Source organism: Pontibacter mucosus, from assembly GCF_003054055.1.
GTDB classification, from domain to species: Bacteria; Bacteroidota; Bacteroidia; order Cytophagales; family Hymenobacteraceae; genus Pontibacter; species Pontibacter mucosus.
Window position 1 is genome coordinate 290,409 of record NZ_QBKI01000004.1, and the last position, 19,091, is coordinate 309,499.

At 53.2% G+C, this 19,091-nt stretch carries 18 protein-coding genes; 14 read left to right on the forward strand and 4 right to left on the reverse strand.

All coding sequences use genetic code 11. The features are described 5' to 3' along the window. Positions 1-51 precede the first annotated feature (51 nt). Positions 52-312 (forward strand): hypothetical protein, encoded by a 261-nt coding sequence (locus C8N40_RS22425; protein WP_146173546.1) that lies wholly within the window; start codon positions 52-54, stop codon positions 310-312. 413 nt (positions 313-725) lie between these two features. On the opposite strand, the gene C8N40_RS09910 is transcribed toward C8N40_RS22425, so the two are convergent. Next, on the reverse strand, positions 726-2,228 hold the full coding sequence (locus C8N40_RS09910) for a GH3 auxin-responsive promoter family protein (protein ID WP_108211616.1): 1,503 nt from the start codon (positions 2,226-2,228) through the stop codon (positions 726-728). A 166-nt stretch (positions 2,229-2,394) separates the two neighbouring features. Between C8N40_RS09910 and C8N40_RS09915 the strand changes: the two genes are divergently transcribed. Further along, a complete protein-coding gene (locus C8N40_RS09915; RefSeq protein ID WP_108211617.1) occupies positions 2,395-2,829 on the forward strand; it encodes an OsmC family peroxiredoxin in 435 nt (144 codons plus the stop codon). Between the two features lie 60 nt (positions 2,830-2,889). Beyond that, a complete protein-coding gene (locus tag C8N40_RS09920) occupies positions 2,890-3,399 on the forward strand; it encodes a hypothetical protein (protein WP_108211618.1) in 510 nt (169 codons plus the stop codon). A gap of 90 nt (positions 3,400-3,489) precedes the next feature. Here C8N40_RS09920 and dnaA read toward each other — a convergent pair whose 3' ends face one another. The 3 genes from dnaA to C8N40_RS09935 all read right to left on the reverse strand — a co-directional run bounded on the left by dnaA (position 3,490) and on the right by C8N40_RS09935 (position 6,723). Next, positions 3,490-4,914: a chromosomal replication initiator protein DnaA gene (gene dnaA / locus C8N40_RS09925; protein ID WP_108211619.1), complete on the reverse strand. Its 1,425-nt coding sequence runs from the start codon at positions 4,912-4,914 to the stop codon at positions 3,490-3,492. A gap of 107 nt (positions 4,915-5,021) precedes the next feature. After that, the gene (locus C8N40_RS09930) at positions 5,022-5,954 is read right to left on the reverse strand and encodes a bifunctional metallophosphatase/5'-nucleotidase (RefSeq protein ID WP_108211620.1); all 933 of its coding nucleotides are present in this window, start codon (positions 5,952-5,954) and stop codon (positions 5,022-5,024) included. Between the two features lie 13 nt (positions 5,955-5,967). Beyond that, on the reverse strand, positions 5,968-6,723 hold the full coding sequence (locus C8N40_RS09935) for a 5'-nucleotidase C-terminal domain-containing protein (protein ID WP_245905062.1): 756 nt from the start codon (positions 6,721-6,723) through the stop codon (positions 5,968-5,970). 185 nt (positions 6,724-6,908) lie between these two features. On the opposite strand from C8N40_RS09935, the gene C8N40_RS09940 reads away from it, so the two are divergent. From C8N40_RS09940 to C8N40_RS09990, 11 genes are all read left to right on the forward strand, one after another. Next, on the forward strand, positions 6,909-8,330 hold the full coding sequence (locus C8N40_RS09940; RefSeq protein WP_170114073.1) for a T9SS type A sorting domain-containing protein: 1,422 nt from the start codon (positions 6,909-6,911) through the stop codon (positions 8,328-8,330). Positions 8,331-8,463: 133 nt separating this feature from the next. Beyond that, positions 8,464-8,844, forward strand: coding sequence for a YkvA family protein (locus tag C8N40_RS09945; RefSeq protein ID WP_108211622.1), 381 nt, complete (start codon positions 8,464-8,466; stop codon positions 8,842-8,844). 86 nt (positions 8,845-8,930) lie between these two features. Then, positions 8,931-10,781, forward strand: coding sequence for a methylmalonyl-CoA mutase subunit beta (locus tag C8N40_RS09950; RefSeq protein ID WP_108211623.1), 1,851 nt, complete (start codon positions 8,931-8,933; stop codon positions 10,779-10,781). Next, positions 10,774-11,214, forward strand: a complete 441-nt coding sequence (locus C8N40_RS09955; protein ID WP_108211624.1) for a YybH family protein — start codon at positions 10,774-10,776, stop codon at positions 11,212-11,214. The genes C8N40_RS09950 and C8N40_RS09955 overlap by 8 nt, the downstream gene beginning before the upstream one ends. Positions 11,215-11,350: 136 nt before the next feature. Next, a complete protein-coding gene (locus tag C8N40_RS09960) occupies positions 11,351-11,857 on the forward strand; it encodes a GNAT family N-acetyltransferase (protein ID WP_108211625.1) in 507 nt (168 codons plus the stop codon). Positions 11,858-11,936: 79 nt separating this feature from the next. Further along, positions 11,937-14,090 carry a methylmalonyl-CoA mutase gene (gene scpA, locus C8N40_RS09965; protein ID WP_108211626.1) on the forward strand — a complete coding sequence of 718 codons (2,154 nt, stop codon included), beginning with the start codon at positions 11,937-11,939 and terminating at the stop codon, positions 14,088-14,090. A gap of 233 nt (positions 14,091-14,323) precedes the next feature. Next, positions 14,324-14,866 carry an REP-associated tyrosine transposase gene (locus C8N40_RS09970; RefSeq protein WP_108211627.1) on the forward strand — a complete coding sequence of 181 codons (543 nt, stop codon included), beginning with the start codon at positions 14,324-14,326 and terminating at the stop codon, positions 14,864-14,866. A 120-nt stretch (positions 14,867-14,986) separates the two neighbouring features. Further along, positions 14,987-15,382, forward strand: a complete 396-nt coding sequence (locus C8N40_RS09975) for a hypothetical protein (RefSeq protein ID WP_108211628.1) — start codon at positions 14,987-14,989, stop codon at positions 15,380-15,382. A 66-nt stretch (positions 15,383-15,448) separates the two neighbouring features. Then, positions 15,449-17,068, forward strand: a complete 1,620-nt coding sequence (gene treF / locus C8N40_RS09980; protein ID WP_108211629.1) for an alpha,alpha-trehalase TreF — start codon at positions 15,449-15,451, stop codon at positions 17,066-17,068. A gap of 494 nt (positions 17,069-17,562) precedes the next feature. Next, positions 17,563-17,793: a hypothetical protein gene (locus C8N40_RS09985; RefSeq protein WP_146173547.1), complete on the forward strand. Its 231-nt coding sequence runs from the start codon at positions 17,563-17,565 to the stop codon at positions 17,791-17,793. A 144-nt stretch (positions 17,794-17,937) separates the two neighbouring features. Further along, entirely contained in the window at positions 17,938-19,062 is a 1,125-nt protein-coding gene (locus tag C8N40_RS09990; protein WP_108211631.1) for a WD40 repeat domain-containing protein, read from the forward strand. The last annotated feature ends 29 nt before the right edge of the window (positions 19,063-19,091 follow it).

Genomic DNA, 19,091 nt, shown 5'->3' on the forward strand with positions numbered 1-19,091 from the left:
GTTTTTTGCGTACGGGCAGCCTGTTCTGCTGCCCGCTTTATACTTTGCTATTTGCTGTTCCGGACATCCGTGTTCGGAGCCTTTCTGCTGCGGACTTCCAAGTTCGCGTATATTATACTTTTATACTTGCTGCTATACTTTCTCTGGTGCAAGCGTCCGCTTGTGCCGTTATTAGCCGTTACCTCTCGCTGGGGCGGGTTTGTAACCCGTGCCTACCTATGGTGTTGGGTTTTCCCGAAATGCTTCGGGACAGGGCAACCCAACTGGCTCGTAGAGCCATACTTTATACTTGCTTCTGCTATACTTTCCTAGCCCCTGCTTCCTTCCACTTGAGTCAAGCTATCCTTTCAAACTTCCGTTCCTCCTCCAGCCTTACATACTAATCGTTTCATCTCCTACTTGGCTCCCTCCTAGGCCGGGAGGCCTCGCCTTCGGGCATCGCGCTGTCTACATTTCCTTTGCTACCCTTCGGTCGCAATTTCGCTGAAGCGAAACCGGAAATCTAGAAGGCGCTCAACCCAAAGGCTGGGAACAGAATCGATAGCCGCTGCCACTACTGTCATCTCGACCTTCGGGAGAGATCTGAAGAGAATTCCAGTTAGATCTCTCGCGCAGCTCGAGATGACAGGGAAAGTATAGAGTATAACTCCCTCCCCTGTTCTTAGGGGAGGGTTGGGGTGGGGTTTATACTTAGAGCCCAGGATGGTTTGACCCGGTGCAAAATTCTACCCTTCCCTGTTCACCTCCAGCAGGCCGTCTGCCAGCTTTCGGTCGTTGCTCAGCCTAGGCACCTTGTTCTGGCCGCCCAGCTTTCCCTGCGATTTCATGTATTTCTGGAAGCTGCCCTTTGGAAGTAAGGTCAGCTTCAATGGTTTCAGAATATTGCCTGTAATCAGGTCGTCGTAGTAGGTGTTGAGTTTGCGCAGCTGCCTGTCCAGTTCATCGGCAAAGGCGTCCGGGAGATGCGGCTTTTGCGAGAACTCCACCAGCCACTCGTGGTAAGAGGCGCCCTGGTCCTGGCTTACGTAAGGGGCCACCGTAAACTCGATCAACTCCACCTCCTTAAACTTCTGCATGGCTGCTTTCATTGCCTTTTCTACCTCCTCGCCAATCACGTGCTCCCCAAAGGCCGAGATATAATGCTTGATGCGGCCGCTCACCACCAGCTTATAAGGTTTTACGGACACAAACTTCACGGTATCGCCGATAGAGTAACTCCAGAGGCCGGCGTTGCTGCTGATCACCAGCGCATAATTCACGCCCGTCTCCACCTGGTCAATAGTCAGGCGGGTGGGGTTTTCGCTGAAATACTCGCTGGTGGGGATAAATTCATAGAAGATGCCTGCATTCAGCAGCAACAGAAGTCCCGGGTCGGTTTGGCTGTTTTGGTAGGCAAAAAAACCCTCTGAGGCGGGGAACGTTTCAATCGAGTCCACCTGCCGGCCAATCGACTCGAACAGCTTTTTGCGGTAGGGCTCAAAATTCACGCCGCCGTACACGAACAGTTTAAAATTCGGAAAAATGTCCTTTATCTGTTTGCCTGTCTGCCGGGTCAGCTTATCAAAGTACATCTGCACCCAGGGCGGGATACCCGAGATCAGCGTCATGTTCTGGTCTATGGTTTCCTCGATGATCTGGTCCAGCTTGGTTTCCCAGTCCTCAATGCAGTTGGTGCGGTAGCTGGGCAGTTGGTTGGTGCGCAGGTACCCCGGCACATGGTGGTTGGCAATCCCTGACAGGCGGCCGGTCTTTATCCCCCCTACCTCTTCCAGCTCCGGGCTGCCCGACAGGAAGATCAGTTTGCCGTCCAGAAAGGCCGAATTACCGGTTTCGTGGATGTAGGCCAACAGGGCGTCGCGGGCACCGTTAATGTGGTTGGAAATAGAGTCGGAGGAGATGGGAATGTACTTGGTGCCGGAAGTGGTGCCGGAGGTCTTGGCCAGGTACAGCGGCTTTCCCGGCCACAGCACATCCGGCTCCCCTTGCTTTACCAGGTTAAAGTATGCTGCCAATCCCTCGTAGTCCCGAACCGGAACAGCTTTTACATAATCGGCGTGCGTCTTTATACTGGCAAAGTGATGATCTCGCCCAAACTTAGTATCCTTCGCCTTGCTTATGATCTTATGAAATATGGCCTGCTGCGCCTCGGCCGAATGCTCTATCCAGATTTGGTTCTGCCGGTGCACATAAGCCGCAAAAGGCTTACTCAACAACGCTCTAACACCCATACTTTCTGCTTTAATAGGGAGTAAAGATAACCAGATAATGCTGCATTACCACAACCTGAAGGCAAGAATAGCGTGCTGAGGCTTAATTTAACACTATATAAACCTAAACGCGTAAATCCAGTATGAATGACACAGAAACACTTAAAACTATAAATATTCACGAATCATGAGAAAACACAGAGCAGAAGCACGCTGGAATAAAGGCCTCAAAAACGGCGATGGAGAGGTAAAATCAGCCACCGGTTCCTTCCAGTCAAAGTATAGTTTTGCCTCCCGCTTCGGCGACAGCACCAGCGGAACTTCCCCAGAGGAACTAATCGGCGCCGCCCACTCCGGCTGCTTCTCGATGTTTCTGAGCGGCTTGCTGGAGAAGGAAAACCTGACGCCGGAGTATGTGCACACACAGGCTGTGGTAACGCTTGGCGAGCAGGACGGCGCCCCGACCATCCTTAAAATCGAGCTCAACACCGAGGTGAAAGCAGACGGCCTTGACAACGATAAACTGCAGCAGCTGGCGCAGGACGCCAAAAAAGGCTGCCCGGTTTCCAAAGCCCTGAACGCCGTGCCGGAAATCACGCTACAGGCCACGCTTAAAGAATAAATTTATTATCTTGCGGAGAGGCCGTGCCAGGCCACTTATGTTTCACGAAAAAAACCTGTAATGGCAATATCCGGTAGTAGCGCCCGATCGTCGTTGATAGTGCAGCTTAGCCCCACGCGCAATGCGAAACTTTCTTTTACAGTGCAGCTCATACTTACGCTGCTCTGGATGGCCTGGGCCGCTATGCTCCTTTTCTCTGCTGACCGCACCTACGAACAAAACTACCTGTACTATGCTTTCTTCGGGTTGGCGCTGGTTTTCTTTATCTATGTGATGCTGCAAAATACCTCCATATTCGGGGTGCAGTCTTACATCGAGGTTACGCCGCAGTACATTGTGCAAAAGTTTGGGGTCTTCCGCACCAAGCACATCCTGCAGATACCCGATATCAAGGCCGTGCACATCTCGCCGCTGGCGCTGCGCTTTACGCTGAAAGACGGCCAGCAAGTATACCTGGACCTGAAGCAGGTACGCAAAAAGCGCGACCTGGCCCAGATTAAGAACAAGATCCGGGATTTGGCGGAAGCCCACCAGTTTGAGTTGACCGATAACGTGGCCAACAACGTGTAGCCCGTCCGGCGAAGTATAAAAAAGCGGCGGCCATACTTTCAGAAAGTATGGCCGCCGCTTTTTTATATAGCTGTATAGTTACTTCATGCGTTATCCGGCTTTGGATTTAAATTTCTTCTGCAGTTCCTGAATGCTGGCCTTAAACTTCTTGTCTGTGTCGATCAGGTCGGAAACGGTTTGCACGGAGTGGATCACAGTACTGTGGTCGCGGCCGCCGAAGTGGTAACCGATAGACTTAAGCGAGTGGCTGGTAAACTCCTTGGCAAAGTACATGGCCACCTGGCGCGCCGTCACGATCTCTTTCTTGCGCGTCTTGGCCTTGAGTGAGTCCAGGCTTACCTGGAAGTACTCGGCCACAGTTTTCTGGATGAAGTCGAGGTTTACCTCCGTCTCCACATCCTCAATGATATGCTTCAAGGCCTGCTTCGCAAGCTCCAGGTCAATTTCTTTTCTGTTAAGCGATGACTGCGCAATGAGCGAAATCAGCACGCCTTCCAGCTCACGTACGTTCGTGTCCACGCTGTAAGCCAGGTACTCCACCACATTGTCCGGGATGTCGATACCGTCGCTCTGCATCTTTTTGTGGATGATGGCCATGCGCGTCTCAAAGTCCGGGCTCTGCAAATCGGCCGTCAGGCCCCACTTAAAGCGCGACAGCAGGCGCTCCTCCAACCCCTTCAGGTCGCGTGGCGGGCAGTCGGAGGTCATCACGATCTGCTTGCCCGACTGGTGCAGGTGGTTGAAGATGTGGAAGAACATCTCCTGCGTCTTCTCCTTGCCGCTCAAAAACTGCACGTCGTCGATGATGAGGATATCCACCAGCAGGTAGAAGTTGGCGAAATCCTGCACATTGTTCGTCTTCAGGGACTCTATGAACTGGTTCACGAACTTCTCGGAAGAGACGTAGAGGACAAACTTCTCGGGGTTGCTGTTCTTGATCTGGTTGCCGATGGCCTGCACCAGGTGCGTTTTGCCCAGTCCCACGCCACCGTAAATCATGAGCGGGTTAAAGGAAGTGGTGCCCGGCTTGTTAGCCACCGCATATCCTGCCGAGCGCGCCAGGCGGTTACAGTCTCCCTCGATGTAGTTCTCAAATGTATAGGCCGGGTTCAGCTGCGAGTTCAGGAAATTGCGGTCAATCGTCTTCGACTCGAACGGGCTCTTGATGAAATTCTGCTCCGGGCGGTAGGAGTTAACCACCGCCGCCGGAATCTTTTTGGTTGGGATGTTAACCGTCTGAGGCTTGTTCACCTCATTGCCCCTGTCCACGATAATAGAGTACTCCAGGCGCCCCTCGCTGCCCAGTTCCTGGTAAATAACCTTCTTCAGTAGCTGCACATAATGCTCCTCCAGCCACTCATAGAAGAACTGGCTGGGCACTTGTATGGTCAACACGCTGTCGCGCAACGATACAGGCTTAATTGGCTCAAACCAAGTCTTAAAACTCTGCTCGCCAATATTTTCCTTGATCGCCTGCAGACAGTTATGCCATACAGTTGAACAGTCTTTGATCATCCAATTTTCCAAATCTACATAAGAATTGCTGCGTGTAACAAACGGCGCCTCGTACTGGCGGGGGGTTACAAATTTGCTTAATAATCTGTAAACAAAAAATTATTTTTTCACGAAGCTGTTACAGGTCTGCTGATGGGCAGAAGAGCCGTTTTCAGGCCTGTTTTTTGCATTGTTCTTTTGCTGAAAGTAAAATCGAGCCGCCCCAGGAAAATACCAGACCAGCCCACCTGGTTCACAAGCGTTTCGTGGCCAGAGGCATGGCGCACGAGCTCCGGCGCGTCCAGAAACGTATGGGTGTGGCCTCCCAGGATCAGGTCGATGCCCGCTACCGCTTGGGCCAGTGTTACGTCGCTTATCTTGCCATCCTCATATTTGTAACCCAAGTGTGAAAGGCACACCACCATGTTACACTTCTGATTCTGGCGCAGCTCCTGCACCATCTCGCGGGCAATAGCCACGGGATCCAGGTAGGTTGTCTCGCCAAACTGCTTCTTGCCCACCAGGCCTTCCAGCTCAATTCCTAATCCGAACACGCCGATGCGCACCCCCTGCTTCTGAAAGACCTTATAAGGCGCAAAGCGATTTTGAAGTATGGTTTTGCTGAAGTCATAGTTGGCGCTCAGAAACGGGAACCGGGCGTGCGGCAGCATTTTCTCCAGCCCCTCCAGGCCGTTGTCGAAGTCGTGGTTGCCGAGCGTGGCTGCGTCATACTTCATCTGGCTCATGAGCTTATACTCCAGTTCCCCTCCGAAGAAGTTAAAGTATGGCGTGCCCTGCCAGATGTCGCCGCAATCGAAGAGCAGCACGTTGGGCTCTTCTTTGCGGATTTGCTCGATCAGCGTGGCACGACGGGCCATGCCGCCCATGCCGCCATACTTTCTGCCGTCGTCCGGGAAGGGGTCGATGCGCGAGTGCTGGTCGTTGGTGTGCAGAATGGTGAGGTTTATACTTTGCGCCGCCTCTGCCGAAAAAGGAACGCCCAGCAGACTGATGCCAGCCGCCCCTACTGCCGTAGTTTTCAGAAAATCTCTTCTTTTCATTTTTAAAGTATGCTTAAGGGAGGACGGTAACGCGTTTGGTGGTGTCGGCAGTTACAGGCTTGCCGGCCGCCGTGAGCTGGCGGATCTGCAGCAGGATGGCTTCGCGGAGCAGCAGGCCCAGCCGTTCGGTTTGCACCGCCTCTTTCAGCATGTTCAGGTTGTCGCCTCCCCCGGCCAGGTAATCGGAGGTAACCAACGTATAAGTCTGGCTTACATCAAAAGGTTTGCCCTTGATTTCGATGTCGGTGGCCTTGCCGTTTTGCACCGTATAGGTGGCGTTGCCGATGGGGGCAAACTTTTTCTCGGCGGCATAGTCGAAAAGCTGCTGCACGGTCTCGCCTTTGAGCGTCAGCACCACCAGCTCATTTTCGAAGGGCATAAGCTCGAACACGTTGCCGGTCGTAATATTACCTTCGGGCAGCGGCACGCGCAGGCCGCCGTTGGTCGTCAGCGACAGGTCGATGGGTTTGCCGTAGATTGGCTCGGCTTGCGCCAGTTGCAGGTCCACCACAAAATTGCCCAGCGGCGACTCATAGTCTCCCTTGCCCAGCGCGGCGGGGGCTTTGCCTACCACTTCCGACATTTTCAAGGTTACTTCCTCACGGTAAGGGGCAATCTGCGCCTCAAGTTGCGGGTCGGCGGGGAGGGTTTTATCTACCGGCACATCGGTAGTGCCCAGGGTGGGCGAGGCTGCCCAGGGGCGCTGGCATCCGGCTATGCTCAGCGAGAGCGCCAGCACCGCCAGACCTTTCAAAAAGTGCTTGTTCATACTCTAATTCAGTAGCTGGCCTCAAAGGTACCAGCCTCCCCAACATGAACCAAGTTGCATAGGTTCGGCACAAATAAACCTGGTTGAAAAACCTGGATAAAAATATTATAAATATTCCAATATTACCCTTACATATGTCGTTTATACTATGTAACTTAATCCGCAACCCCAAACTTCTCCTGCTCATGAAAACAAAATTGTTACTCAGCGTCTTAGCCCTCCTCTTCCTGCCCCTGCTGACACAGGCTACGCACATCAAAAGCGGCTACATCAGCTATATCAGGGATGCAGAAAATTCCAGAAAATTTGACTTCACATTAACAGTTTACACCAACCACATGTCGGTTGCTGAGGATCCGGAAGTCACGGTGCTGATGGGGGATGGCAATGAGGTAGTTATCCAACGCACTTCGGTTACAAAGTATAGCACGTTTCAAGACGTGGAGCTTTTTCAGTGGAGTTATACTTATGACACGCCTGGCCTCTATACTGTAGCCTGGATTAGCGAAAACAGGATCCACAACATTCTCAACATTCAGGGGCCTTCGGATATACATAGTTTCTATGTTTCAACTACCGTTAACGTAAACCCGCTGAACCCCAATCGCCATGGCATCCGGTTAGCTGGTGTTCCCATCAAAGATGGGTTTGTGGGACAGCCAATAAGGCACAACCTGGCTGCCTACGATGCCGACAACAACAAGCTCACTTATAAACTTGTGACACCTAAAACAGCTACTCGTGAGTCTATCGGAATAGGAATCACCGCACCCCGTATAGCTGATATCCCAGGCTATAGTATACCAGAAGGACTTACCATTAACGAGCATGGAGAGTTGAACTGGGATGCTCCTGCCACTATCGGCATGTATACCATTGCAGTAGAAATAACGGAACACTGGAATGGTGTTGAGCAAGGAACCACCCTGGTGGACATATTCATTCTTGTAGAAGATCCAAAATACAGCCTGACACCACAACTGGAGCTCCTCAATAAAGCTCAACTTGCCCTGGACGAAAACGGGGCTCTAAGACTGATGCCTGGCCAACAACTCAAGCTGAATTATTTTATGCGCCGCCACCCCGGCACCGATTACCCAGTAAAAACGAAACTATACAGCGAGCTTGATACCTTAGAACTAACCCCTATCCAAATAACTACCCGTGATTCAGCAGATGGCAGGGCTATTACCGTTGCTTTTGCCCCGGGAGAGGAATTAGTAAGGGAACAGGCCTACATACTTGCCATGTCGGCTTTACTGCTACATCATGTAGACAACCCCCATCATATAGACGACGCAGATTGGGAATTCACCTACGTTTATGTTGGAAATGCCCAACCCACCTCCGCTGACGACAAGCTGAAAAAGGCCGGGTTTATACTTTACCCCAACCCGGTAGCCGACAAATTTGTGGTGGAAGCCCCGGATATGCCCGGCATGTTTGTGCACCTGTATGATGCCACCGGTAAACGGGCGGGCGCCCTGCGGCTACAGCCAGGGAAGAACCACTTCACAAAGCCAGCCTCCCTTTCCACTGGTTTATACTTTTATACCATCTACAGCCGCCAAAGGCCTGTAGGAACCGGTAAGCTGGTTGTCAGGTAGGAGCAGCGTTAATATACTCCGCTATACTTTAAATACCCATAAGGCAACTACGACGCTGCCCTCAGGATATTTAAAGTATAGCGCCTGCCGCCCAGTATACTGCTCCTTTGGATTGTTTTCCGTACAACCTCCTATGCTACAAAAATGGAAAGCGTTTGTGCGCCGGCTGAAGGAGGACATTTATTCTTTATACTTGGCCGCCCGGGATCCGCGCATGCCCTTTATGGCGAAGGTGGTGGTTGTGCTGACGGTGGCCTACGCCTTCAGTCCCATCGACCTTATCCCCGACTTTATCCCCATACTTGGCTACCTCGACGACCTGGTGCTCCTGCCGCTGGGCATCTGGCTTTCCATTAAACTGATCCCCGAACACCTGCTCCTCCACTACCGCCAGAAAGCAAGGGAACAAATCCATCGGCATAGGTCCAACTATATCATGGCCGGGGTCATCGTGGTCGTATGGCTGTTGGTGGGTTACTTGTTTTACCAGGCCTACATACAGCAGCTGGAATAAGTATTCGCCGAAACCGATATAGCCGCCGGCACGCCATACTTCGTAAAGTATAATAAATTATCTTTACAAGAAATTAGAGCTAAAGCATGACGACTGACGAGCAGCAAAACCCACAGCCCTTGTTTACGGAGTTCAGCCCTGCCTCCAAAGCTGATTGGGAACAGAAAGCACGCAAGGACCTGCGCGACACACCCCTCGAGAGCCTGACCTGGCTCACCTTCGAGGGCATCGATATAAAACCCTACTACGCCAAAGAAGATATTGCCGACCTGCCCTTTACCAGCCAAAAGCCCGGCGATTTCCCATTTCTGCGCGGCGACAAAACCGGCAGCAACAGCTGGCTGAATGTGCAGCAGGTGGAAGCCCGCGGCAACGGCAAGCATGCTATCGACAAGGCTTTGGATGCGCTGCAGCGCGGCGCCGACGGTATTTACTTTGTGGTGCACCAGCAGGAGCTGTTCGACCTGGCGTACCTGGTTCGCCAGATAGACCTGAGCAAGTATAGCGTTAGCTATGCGGTAAAGGAGCAGCCCGACTGTTTCCTGCAGCGGCTGTATGCGGAGCTGGAGCGCTGCAACGTGTCACCCCTCAACCTGAGAGGTTTCCTTAACTTTGACCCCATTTCAGTACAAAGCAAAATTGACCCCGAGGAGAGCAGGGACATCATCAAGATACTGGACCTGACCAAGGACAGCCCGGACTTTTACGGCATCACCGTCAACGGCACCAGCTTTAGCAGCATTGGCGCCTCCATTACCCAGGAGATTGCCTATACGCTGAGCGCTGCCGTGGCCTATGCCGACCGGCTGACCACCGCTGGACAGCCGCTGGAATCGGTGTTGCGCAACATGCAGTTTGTCATGGCCTCGGGCACCAATTATTTCTTCGAGATTGCCAAGCTGCGCGCCCTGCGCCTGTTGTGGGCTGCCGTAGTAGAGGCCTATAAAGCGGAGCCGGCCCTGGCCGCCAGCCTGCGCATCCACAGCACGACCTCCAGCTGGTACCAGACCACGCTCGACCCCTACGTAAACATGCTGCGCACCACCACCGAGGCCATGTCGGCCGTCATCGCTGGCTGCGACTCGCTAACGGTAACGCCTTTCGACAGTACCTTTAAAGAATCAGACGAATTTTCGGAGCGGATTGCCCGCAACGTCTCCATCATCTTGAAGGAGGAGGCCTACCTGGACAAGGCCATCGACCCGGCTGCCGGCTCTTATTACCTGGAGTCGCTGACCGCGGCCTTGGCCCAACGGGCCTGGGAGCTGTTTCAGGAGGTAGAAAGTATGGGTGGTTTTGAGAAGGCATATGGCGAAGGGTTTATACTTGGCGCTATCACCGAGGTGAGTCGCCGCAAGTTCCGCAACATCGCCACCGGCCGTGAGGTGCTGGTAGGCACCAATAAGTACCCTAACCCGAAAGAACGCCTCAGCTTCGACCCGGAGGAGCTCATCCAGAGCGCCGCGTTCGACACGACCCGCGCCGCCTACCCTACTGAAGTGATGCGTATGGCCACCGAGTTGCATATGCGCAAGCGCCAGCGCCGTCCGAAGGCTATTGTGGCCGTTATCGGCAGCAGCGAGAAGCGCCAGGTAAATGCCTCTTTTGCACAGGAGTTCTTCAGCTGCGCCGGTTTCGAGACGACACAAGAGCACTTCGACACAGTACAGGAAGCCTCCGATAAGCTGAGTAGCACGGCGGCAGAGGTTGTGGTGGTATCCTCCCCGGAGGAGGCTTATATCAGGGAGTTTGGCCCGCGCATCCGCAATCACCACGCCAAGCCAACCCTTATACTTGCCCAGGATCCGCAGCACATGAAAGACGAGATGCTGGCCAACGGCTACAACGAGTTCATCTTCGAGGACTGCGACATGTCGACGATACTGCAGCTGGTGCAACGGCGCCTGGCCCAGGACGAGGACCAAAAAAATGCTTAAATCATACTTTATTATACTTCTGATGACCGCCACTACCTCCCTCCATACTTTTGCTATGCCTAAGGGTGATGCCGTGCAAGCCGTTAAACAAGCGCTGGAAGGCCAGATTTCCGCGTGGAACAAAGGCGACCTGGAAACAGCCATGACCTTCTACTGGAACTCGCCCGAAATGCTCTGGATTAGCAAAAATGGTATCGAGAAGGGCTACCAGGAAGTATACGAGATGTTCCTGCACGACTTCCAGGACCGCAGCCAGATGGGCGTTTACACCTACGAGCCGCTGCACATCGAGCAGGTGTCGGCGGAGGCGGTATACTTTATTTTCCGCTGGAAGATTGAATTAGAAGGGAAGCGACTGATGGGCGGAGTATCATCGCAAGTATGGAAAAACATCGGCGGGCGCTGGGTTGTTACCTCAGAACACGCGAGTTAAACAATGACTGAATGAGTGATTGAGTAAATAAAGACACTTAATCACTTATTCCAAACTATAAATACAATGATTTGGATTGAGCGGATGAATTGAAAAAGATTCACTCATTCACTCAACCACTCATTCAAAATTAAATATGCAACTGAGTGACCTTACGTTCCGAACAGAACTGAAACCAGGTGACCTTGGCTACATCACGTACCGCCACGGTGCCATTTACAAAGAAGAATGCAATTATGGGCTGGAGTTTGAGAGCTACGTGGCCCACAGCCTTTACGAATTCTACAGCCAGTACGACCCCGATAAAGACAGGATATGGCTGGCGGAGCACGAGGGCCGAATCGTGGGAACCATTTGCCTCACGCACCGGCCTGGAAATACGGCCCAGCTGCGGTTCTTTTTACTCGAGCCGGAGTACCGCGGTATAGGTTTGGGCAAAAAGCTGATGGAGCTCTGCATGGATTTTTACAAAGAGAAAGGCTATACTTCCGCCTACCTCTGGACCACCCATGAACAGGAGCCGGCCATTGGCCTCTACCAGCGCTACGGGTTCAAACTGACGGAGGAAAAGCCTTCCGAGGCCTTTGGCAAACCGTTAATAGAACAACGTTACGACCTGGTTACGGAAACCAAAAGCACGTAAAACAGACATAAGAGTGATGAAGAAGTGGCAAGCCTGACTTATCCACTCATTCACTCAATCACTCATTCAAAATTAAACTATGAAGCCTGACTTCTCAAGTATAGACATCAGCAAGGTAGCTGCCGCAGGGCATGGCCCTAAGGCACCGGCCACGGCCAAAGTATGGAAAACGCCGGAGCGGATAAAAGTGAAGAGCTTTTATACGGCAGCGGATGCTACTCACTTTGAGCACCTGGATTTTGCCGCCGGTTTGCCGCCTTACCTGCGCGGGCCATACACCACCATGTATGTGCAAAAGCCCTGGACCATCCGCCAGTACGCCGGTTTTTCTACCGCTGAAGAGTCGAACGCCTTTTACCGCCGCAACCTGGCGGGCGGGCAAAAAGGCCTTTCGGTAGCTTTTGACCTGGCCACGCACCGCGGCTACGACTCCGACCACCCCCGCGTGGTGGGCGATGTGGGCAAGGCCGGTGTAGCCATCGACTCGGTGGAGGACATGAAGATTCTCTTCGACCAGATTCCGCTGGATGAGATGTCGGTTTCGATGACGATGAACGGGGCCGTGCTGCCCATTATGGCGTTTTACATTGTGGCCGCCGAGGAGCAGGGCGTGAAGCCGGAGCAGCTGAGCGGCACTATCCAGAACGACATCCTGAAGGAGTTTATGGTGCGCAACACCTACATCTACCCACCGGAGCCAAGTATGAAAATCATCGCCGACATCTTTGCCTATACTTCCAAGAAGATGCCGCGCTTCAACTCCATTTCCATTTCGGGTTACCACATGCAGGAGGCCGGCGCCACTGCCGACATTGAGCTGGCTTATACCCTGGCGGATGGCCTGGAGTATGTGCGTACCGGCTTGCAGGCTGGCATGGACATCGATGATTTCGCCCCTCGCTTGTCGTTTTTCTGGGCCATTGGCATGAACCACTTTATGGAGATTGCCAAGATGCGCGCCGCCCGCTTGCTGTGGGCCAAGATGCTGAAGCAATTCAACCCGAAGAACCCAAAATCACTGGCCTTGAGAACCCACTGCCAGACTTCCGGCTGGAGCTTAACCGAGCAGGACCCGTTCAACAACGTGACCCGCACCTGCGTGGAGGCCCTGGCCGCTGCCCTGGGGGGCACGCAAAGCCTGCACACCAATGCCTTGGACGAAGCGATTGCCTTGCCAACCGACTTCTCTGCCCGCATTGCCCGTAACACGCAGATTTACCTGCAGCAGGAGACCAACATAACCAAAGTGGTAGACCCCTGGGGAGGTTCTTATTACGTGGAGGCGCTGACGCACGAGCTGGCGCATAAAGCCTGGGCCCTGATTGAGGAAGTGGAAGAGTTGGGCGGCATGGCCAAAGCCATCGAGACAGGCCTGCCGAAGATGCGTATCGAAGAAGCCGCTGCCCGCAAGCAGGCCCGCATCGACTCGGGCAAAGACATCATTGTGGGCGTGAACAAGTATAAACCCGCGCAGGAGCAGGAAATCGAGATTCTCGACATCGACAACACGGCCGTGCGCGAAGCCCAGTTGCGGCGCCTGGCAAGTATAAAAGAAACCCGTAATGCAGCAGCTGTAGCTAAGGCACTCGATGCTTTAACCGCAGCGGCGCAATCCGGGCAGGAGAACCTGCTGGAGTTGTCCGTGGAGGCAGCCCGCCACCGCGCCACCTTGGGTGAGATTTCCGACGCCCTGGAGAAAGTATACGGCAGACACAAAGCAGTAATCAGAGCTATATCAGGAGTGTATTCAGCAGAAATAACTGACGACGAGAACTTCGAACGCGCCAAAGCCATGGCCGACCAGTTTGAAGAACTCGAAGGCCGCCGGCCGCGCATCATGGTCGCCAAAATGGGCCAGGACGGCCACGACCGCGGCTCCAAAGTAATCGCCACCTCCTTCGCCGACCTCGGCTTCGACGTGGACATTGGCCCGCTGTTCCAGACGCCGGCTGAAGTAGCCATGCAAGCCGCCGAAAACGACGTGCACGTGGTAGGCGTATCCTCGCTGGCTGCCGGGCACAAAACGCTGGTGCCGCAACTCATTGAAGAACTCCGCAAACTCGGCCGCGAGGATATCCTGGTGATTGTGGGCGGCGTAATTCCGGCGCAGGACTACGACTTCCTCTACCAGGCGGGTGCCGTGGGCGTGTTTGGCCCGGGTACCATTATCTCGGTGGCCGCGCAGAACATACTAGAGAAGCTGATTGCCGGAGTTAAAGAGTTGGGGAGTTAGAGAGTTTAGGAGTTAGAAGTATATATCCGCAGTTGATTCGATTCAGCTGCGGATTTTTTGTTTACACTGGCGCGGAGCTCAGCTCCGTGACGAACTATAAAAGCGAATCTGTGATTCACGTAGACCAATTTTGCTGCCCAAGCGAATCACAGATTCGCCCTTATATATGGGCACGGAAGTAACTTCCGCGCCAGGTCTGTAACTATACTTTCCAACAATACGTGCTTTAGGGCATGAGCGAAAAGTATAAAACCAAGGATAGGGATGGTATCTACTTTATCTCCATATCAGTCGTGCAGTGGGCTGATGTGTTTACCCGCCGAGAGTACTGTGAAATAATTTGCAACAGTCTTGCCTACTGTCATAAGGAAAAGGACCTAACCCTATACGCCTGGTGCATCATGACAAATCACATACACCTGATTTGCTCTTCTCCTACATTAGCGAACACCATCAGGGATTTTAAAAAGTACACAGCCAAAGAACTCTTCAAAGCTATTCAGCAAAACACACAAGAAAGCAGGAAACCCTGGCTTTGTTGGTTAATCAAATCAGCAGGTGAGTTAAGTAGCAAGCACGAAGAGTATAAATTCTGGCAACCTGGCTACCACCCCATACTCCTGCACAACAACTACCTAGTAGAACAGAAGCTTAACTACTTACACAGAAACCCGGTTACAGCAGGCTTTGTGGAGGAGCCAGAGCACTGGTACTACAGTAGCGCTAGAGACTATGCTGGTAGCCAAGGTCGTCTTCACATCACCTTCATCCAATAGGGCTGCACCTGGCGCGGAAGTCACTTCCGTGCCTCGCCTATAAACGCGAATCTCTGATTCGCGCACTAAACAATCCCCTCCCCCGCTGGTTTATACCTGCAGAATTATATACTTCACCCCATGAAATTAAAACACATCCTCATTGCCCTCTCCCTTGCCCTCCTCGGCTGGTTCATCTATGATACTATGTCCATACCTAGTGTGGATGACCTGGAAGGCGATTTTAAGGAGGTAGCCTTTTACCGCAATGAGAACAATACCGGACCCGTAATCCGAGTGTACGCCGTTACGGTAGATGACACGCTATGGGAGCAGATGCAGACCTACGGAGATTACATGCCGCACACCAAGTATGGCAACACCAAAGTATACTTCTTCCTGAAAGACAAGCCCTTCCCAACCGCAGTACAGCCCGGTGAGAGCAACTTCGAGGCACGATTCCAAGAATTTGCTGTAGCCAAGTATGAAAAAGATGCCATGAGCCAGGTTTCGTTTGTGCGTTACCCGTTCGAGTAGTATACTTGCCGCCACGCTTCTGAATTACGTATGAGTAATGAATCACTCATATATTCCAGAAAGCGTATGAAGTATACTTTTAGCACTTTAACTTTTAGCCTTCTGTTACTACTACCGTTTACCTTTGTCGTACAGCCGCTGCGGGCGCAGGAGCTGTACAGGCCAGAGCAGGAGTTAGGCGAGCTGTTTGAGCAGGTACAACTGCAGCATGTGTTTCCGGACTCCAAAACCTTTGCGGATGCTGTGCCGCTGGCGCCGCCTGCGCAGATTCTGGAGGCTTACCGGCAGCAGCAGAACCAGCCAGGCTTTAACCTGGAGGCATTTGTGAAGGAGTATTTCCGGATGCCCTCCCAGCCAGACACCGGCTTCAGCACCGACACCAGCCTTTCGGTAACACAGCACATAGAGCGCCTCTGGCCCGTACTTACCCGCGAGCCGGGTGGAGACGGCGGTTCTCTGATTCCGCTGCCGAAGAAGTACATTGTACCCGGAGGCCGCTTCCGCGAGATTTATTACTGGGATAGCTTCTTTACCATGCTCGGCCTGCAAGCCAGCGGCGAAACGGAGCTCATCCAAAGTATGGTCGATAACTTTACGCACCTCATCAACACGGTCGGCCATATCCCCAACGGCAACCGCACCTATTACCTGAGCCGCTCACAACCCCCGTTCTACGCACTCATGCTGCGGGTGCTGGCGCAGCAAAAAGGCCGCGAAGTACTCAAAACCTATGCTCCTGCCCTGCGCAAGGAGTATGATTTCTGGATGGACGGTGCCGACGAGCTATCAGCCGCAAACCCGACGCACCGCCGCGTGGTGCGTCTGCCCGATGGCAGCATCCTGAACCGTTACTGGGACGATGCGCCGGAGCCTAGGCCGGAGTCCTACCGCGAGGATGTGGAGCTGGCGCAGGAGTCAGGCAGAAACCCCGAGGAAGTATACCGCCACATTAGGGCCGCCGCCGAGTCAGGCTGGGACTTTAGCAGCCGCTGGTTTGCCGACGCCCAGAACCTGAGCACCATCCATACCACGGATATCATCCCCGTAGACCTGAACGCGCTGCTCTACCACGTGGAACTGACGCTGCAGGAAATGGCCGTGCTGAACGGCAATAGAAAGGAAGCCCGGGAATTTGAGCGCCGCGCCAAAGCACGCCGCGACGCGCTGCTAAAGTATACCTGGAGCGATGAGGCCGGCTTCTTCTACGACTATGACTTCGTGAAAGGCACTACGACCAACATTCCGTCGCTGGCTGCTGTGTTCCCGCTATACTTCTCCATGGTCAAAAAGAAACAGGCTGATGCCGTGGCCCAAAGACTGGAGGAGGATTTCCTAAAGGCAGGAGGTCTTACTTCCACACTGCACCGCACCGGCCAGCAGTGGGACGCGCCAAATGGCTGGGCTCCGCTGCAGTGGATGAGCATACAGGCTCTGCGCAACTACCGGCACGATAACTTAGCTGACACGATAGCCAAGCGTTGGGCAGGACTGAATGAAGCGGTGTTCCGCAATACCGGCAAACTGATGGAGAAGTATAACGTGGTGGACATGGGGCTGCAGGCGGGCGGCGGTGAGTACCCCAACCAGGATGGCTTCGGCTGGACGAACGGGGTGCTGCTCAAACTACTCTCCCTGGACCCGCAACTGCTAAAGAAAGAGCCCCTGGAGCTGGAGGTGCAACATTGACTCCAAATACAGGTCTGCTTTTATACTTATAGGGATGCCAAAAGGCATCCCTATTTTGTTTTATAACCTAAGTTTCAATGAACCCACCCCTCCAGGGAGGCAGGGCTGTTACGTTCAAAGTTAATCGCTACACTCATACATTCTAAGCTGACTACAGCTAGAACTAAATTCTCCCCTTGAGGACAAGCAAGCACGGGAGTGCGTAGGTTGCGAACGCAGTTCATGGAGGGGTGTTGGCGTTTGGTATAAGTCATTGGCAACTGGCCTTACACCCCTATAGACCCATGGTCGCAAGTTTCGACTCTCGTCTCACTTGTCCTCAAGGGGACAGTTTTCGTGAGAACTTAACGGCCTTGCTCCTTGGCCTTGGAGGGGCGGGGGTGAGCTTACACCTTCACACCAAAGTGAATCGCAACATGCGTTTTATACGCCTGGCTTATAACCAGAACAACGGCTAAAAACGTACAACCAGGAAGTACAAAACGATGAAAGCAATGAAAACTAAACGCATAAAACTGACCACCGCCATTTTTGCAGGTTCCTTGTTCCTCCTGACTTCATGCGAGACGGGGGCCAATAACACCGAGATGCCACCTGAGTCCACACAAGGAAATACACAGGAAACAGGCGCTCCCATTGATGGTGACAAACCCGGCACAGGCGATGACTCCACAAACATAAACGATGTGCTGGCAGGTGAAGACACCACCTCGGCCACGCAGTAAGAAAGTATAAACAGGAAGAAAAAAGCAGGTTAGTCCCTGCTTTTTTTGTTTGTTGGTGATGCCATACTTCTTTTTTGAGCCGGTATACTTTGCTTGGCACTTCTTTTGTACTTTACGCCGCTGTAAGACGTTTATCAAGGTGTTATGATTAGACTTAGACTCTTTGCAGCAACTGCCTTGCTTGCCCTCGGCAGCTTTGCCGCACTGGCACAAGGGGAGCGGAATAACTGGTACTTCGGCAAAGGCGCCGGCATCATTTTTAAAGGAGATTCGGCCGTAGCCACCAACAGCAAACTCTTTACCGAGGAGGGCAGCGCCACCATCTCCGATGCCGACGGCAAGCTGCTTTTCTACACCAACGGCATCACCGTCTGGAATGGCGAGCACCGCGTGATGCCGAACGGCAACGGTTTGATGGGAGGCAAGTCCTCCACCCAGTCAGCGCTTATACTTCCCAAACCCGGCAGCAGTACCATCTACTATATCTTCACCACCGATATCCAGGCGCAATCCGATGGCCTGCGCTACACGGTGGTGGATATGAGCAAACAGGAAGGCAAAGGTGATATCACCTCACGCAACAACTTCCTCATAGCCCCGGCCACCGAGAAACTGACGGCCGTGCGCCATAGCAACAACAAAGACTGGTGGGTAATAGCGCACCGCTGGAACAGCAATGGCTACATGGCGTTTCTGGTGAACGAGGAAGGCGTGGCCACCAGACCTGTTTTGAGTCAGGTGGGCACCGTGCACGGTGGCCCCAACCGGAAAGCCATCGGCTACCTGAACGCCTCCCCGGATGGCACCAAGCTGGCCTCTGCCCTTTGGGACGCGGACAGTAACTTCGAAATCCTCAGCTTCGACCGCAGCACGGGCCAGGTTTCTAACCCGATTCTTTTAAAGGGTTTTGAGGAGGCGTACGGCGTTGTTTTTTCTCCGGATGGTAGCAAGCTGTACGGTACAGCCAACGGCACGGGTGGTGGTAAAGCGCAGGTAGTGCAGTTCGACCTGAAAGCCGGTAGCCCGGAGGCCATCGCTAAATCCGCCGTGGTGGTGGGTACCTCCAAAAGCCCACGCATCGGGGCACTGCAGGTGGGGCCGGATGGCAAAATCTACGTAGCCCGCCAGGATAACTATTACCTAGGCGTGATTAACAACCCGAACGCCAAAGGCGAGGCGGCCAATTACGTGGACGACGGTTTCCATCTGGGCAAGCAGAAAAGCGACCTGGGCCTGCCTAACTTCCCGCAGGGTATCAGCAAAAAGTAAGTATAAACTGACAAAGGGCCAGCTTCTGC

What these genes read in the sequence shown, in the direction of transcription:
- dnaA (WP_108211619.1), bottom strand. Translation starts at nt 4,914, where the DNA reads ATGATCAAAGACTGTTCAACTGTATGGCATAACTGTCTGCAGGCGATC.
- C8N40_RS09935 (WP_245905062.1), bottom strand. Translation starts at nt 6,723, where the DNA reads ATGAACAAGCACTTTTTGAAAGGTCTGGCGGTGCTGGCGCTCTCGCTG.
- C8N40_RS09970 (WP_108211627.1), top strand. Translation starts at nt 14,324, where the DNA reads ATGAGCGAAAAGTATAAAACCAAGGATAGGGATGGTATCTACTTTATC.
- C8N40_RS09985 (WP_146173547.1), top strand. Translation starts at nt 17,563, where the DNA reads ATGAAAACTAAACGCATAAAACTGACCACCGCCATTTTTGCAGGTTCC.
- C8N40_RS09990 (WP_108211631.1), top strand. Translation starts at nt 17,938, where the DNA reads ATGATTAGACTTAGACTCTTTGCAGCAACTGCCTTGCTTGCCCTCGGC.
- C8N40_RS09945 (WP_108211622.1), top strand. Translation starts at nt 8,464, where the DNA reads ATGCTACAAAAATGGAAAGCGTTTGTGCGCCGGCTGAAGGAGGACATT.
- scpA (WP_108211626.1), top strand. Translation starts at nt 11,937, where the DNA reads ATGAAGCCTGACTTCTCAAGTATAGACATCAGCAAGGTAGCTGCCGCA.
- C8N40_RS09950 (WP_108211623.1), top strand. Translation starts at nt 8,931, where the DNA reads ATGACGACTGACGAGCAGCAAAACCCACAGCCCTTGTTTACGGAGTTC.
- treF (WP_108211629.1), top strand. Translation starts at nt 15,449, where the DNA reads ATGAAGTATACTTTTAGCACTTTAACTTTTAGCCTTCTGTTACTACTA.
- C8N40_RS09930 (WP_108211620.1), bottom strand. Translation starts at nt 5,954, where the DNA reads ATGAAAAGAAGAGATTTTCTGAAAACTACGGCAGTAGGGGCGGCTGGC.
- C8N40_RS09915 (WP_108211617.1), top strand. Translation starts at nt 2,395, where the DNA reads ATGAGAAAACACAGAGCAGAAGCACGCTGGAATAAAGGCCTCAAAAAC.
- C8N40_RS09955 (WP_108211624.1), top strand. Translation starts at nt 10,774, where the DNA reads ATGCTTAAATCATACTTTATTATACTTCTGATGACCGCCACTACCTCC.
- C8N40_RS09960 (WP_108211625.1), top strand. Translation starts at nt 11,351, where the DNA reads ATGCAACTGAGTGACCTTACGTTCCGAACAGAACTGAAACCAGGTGAC.
- C8N40_RS09910 (WP_108211616.1), bottom strand. Translation starts at nt 2,228, where the DNA reads ATGGGTGTTAGAGCGTTGTTGAGTAAGCCTTTTGCGGCTTATGTGCAC.
- C8N40_RS09975 (WP_108211628.1), top strand. Translation starts at nt 14,987, where the DNA reads ATGAAATTAAAACACATCCTCATTGCCCTCTCCCTTGCCCTCCTCGGC.
- C8N40_RS09920 (WP_108211618.1), top strand. Translation starts at nt 2,890, where the DNA reads ATGGCAATATCCGGTAGTAGCGCCCGATCGTCGTTGATAGTGCAGCTT.
- C8N40_RS09940 (WP_170114073.1), top strand. Translation starts at nt 6,909, where the DNA reads ATGAAAACAAAATTGTTACTCAGCGTCTTAGCCCTCCTCTTCCTGCCC.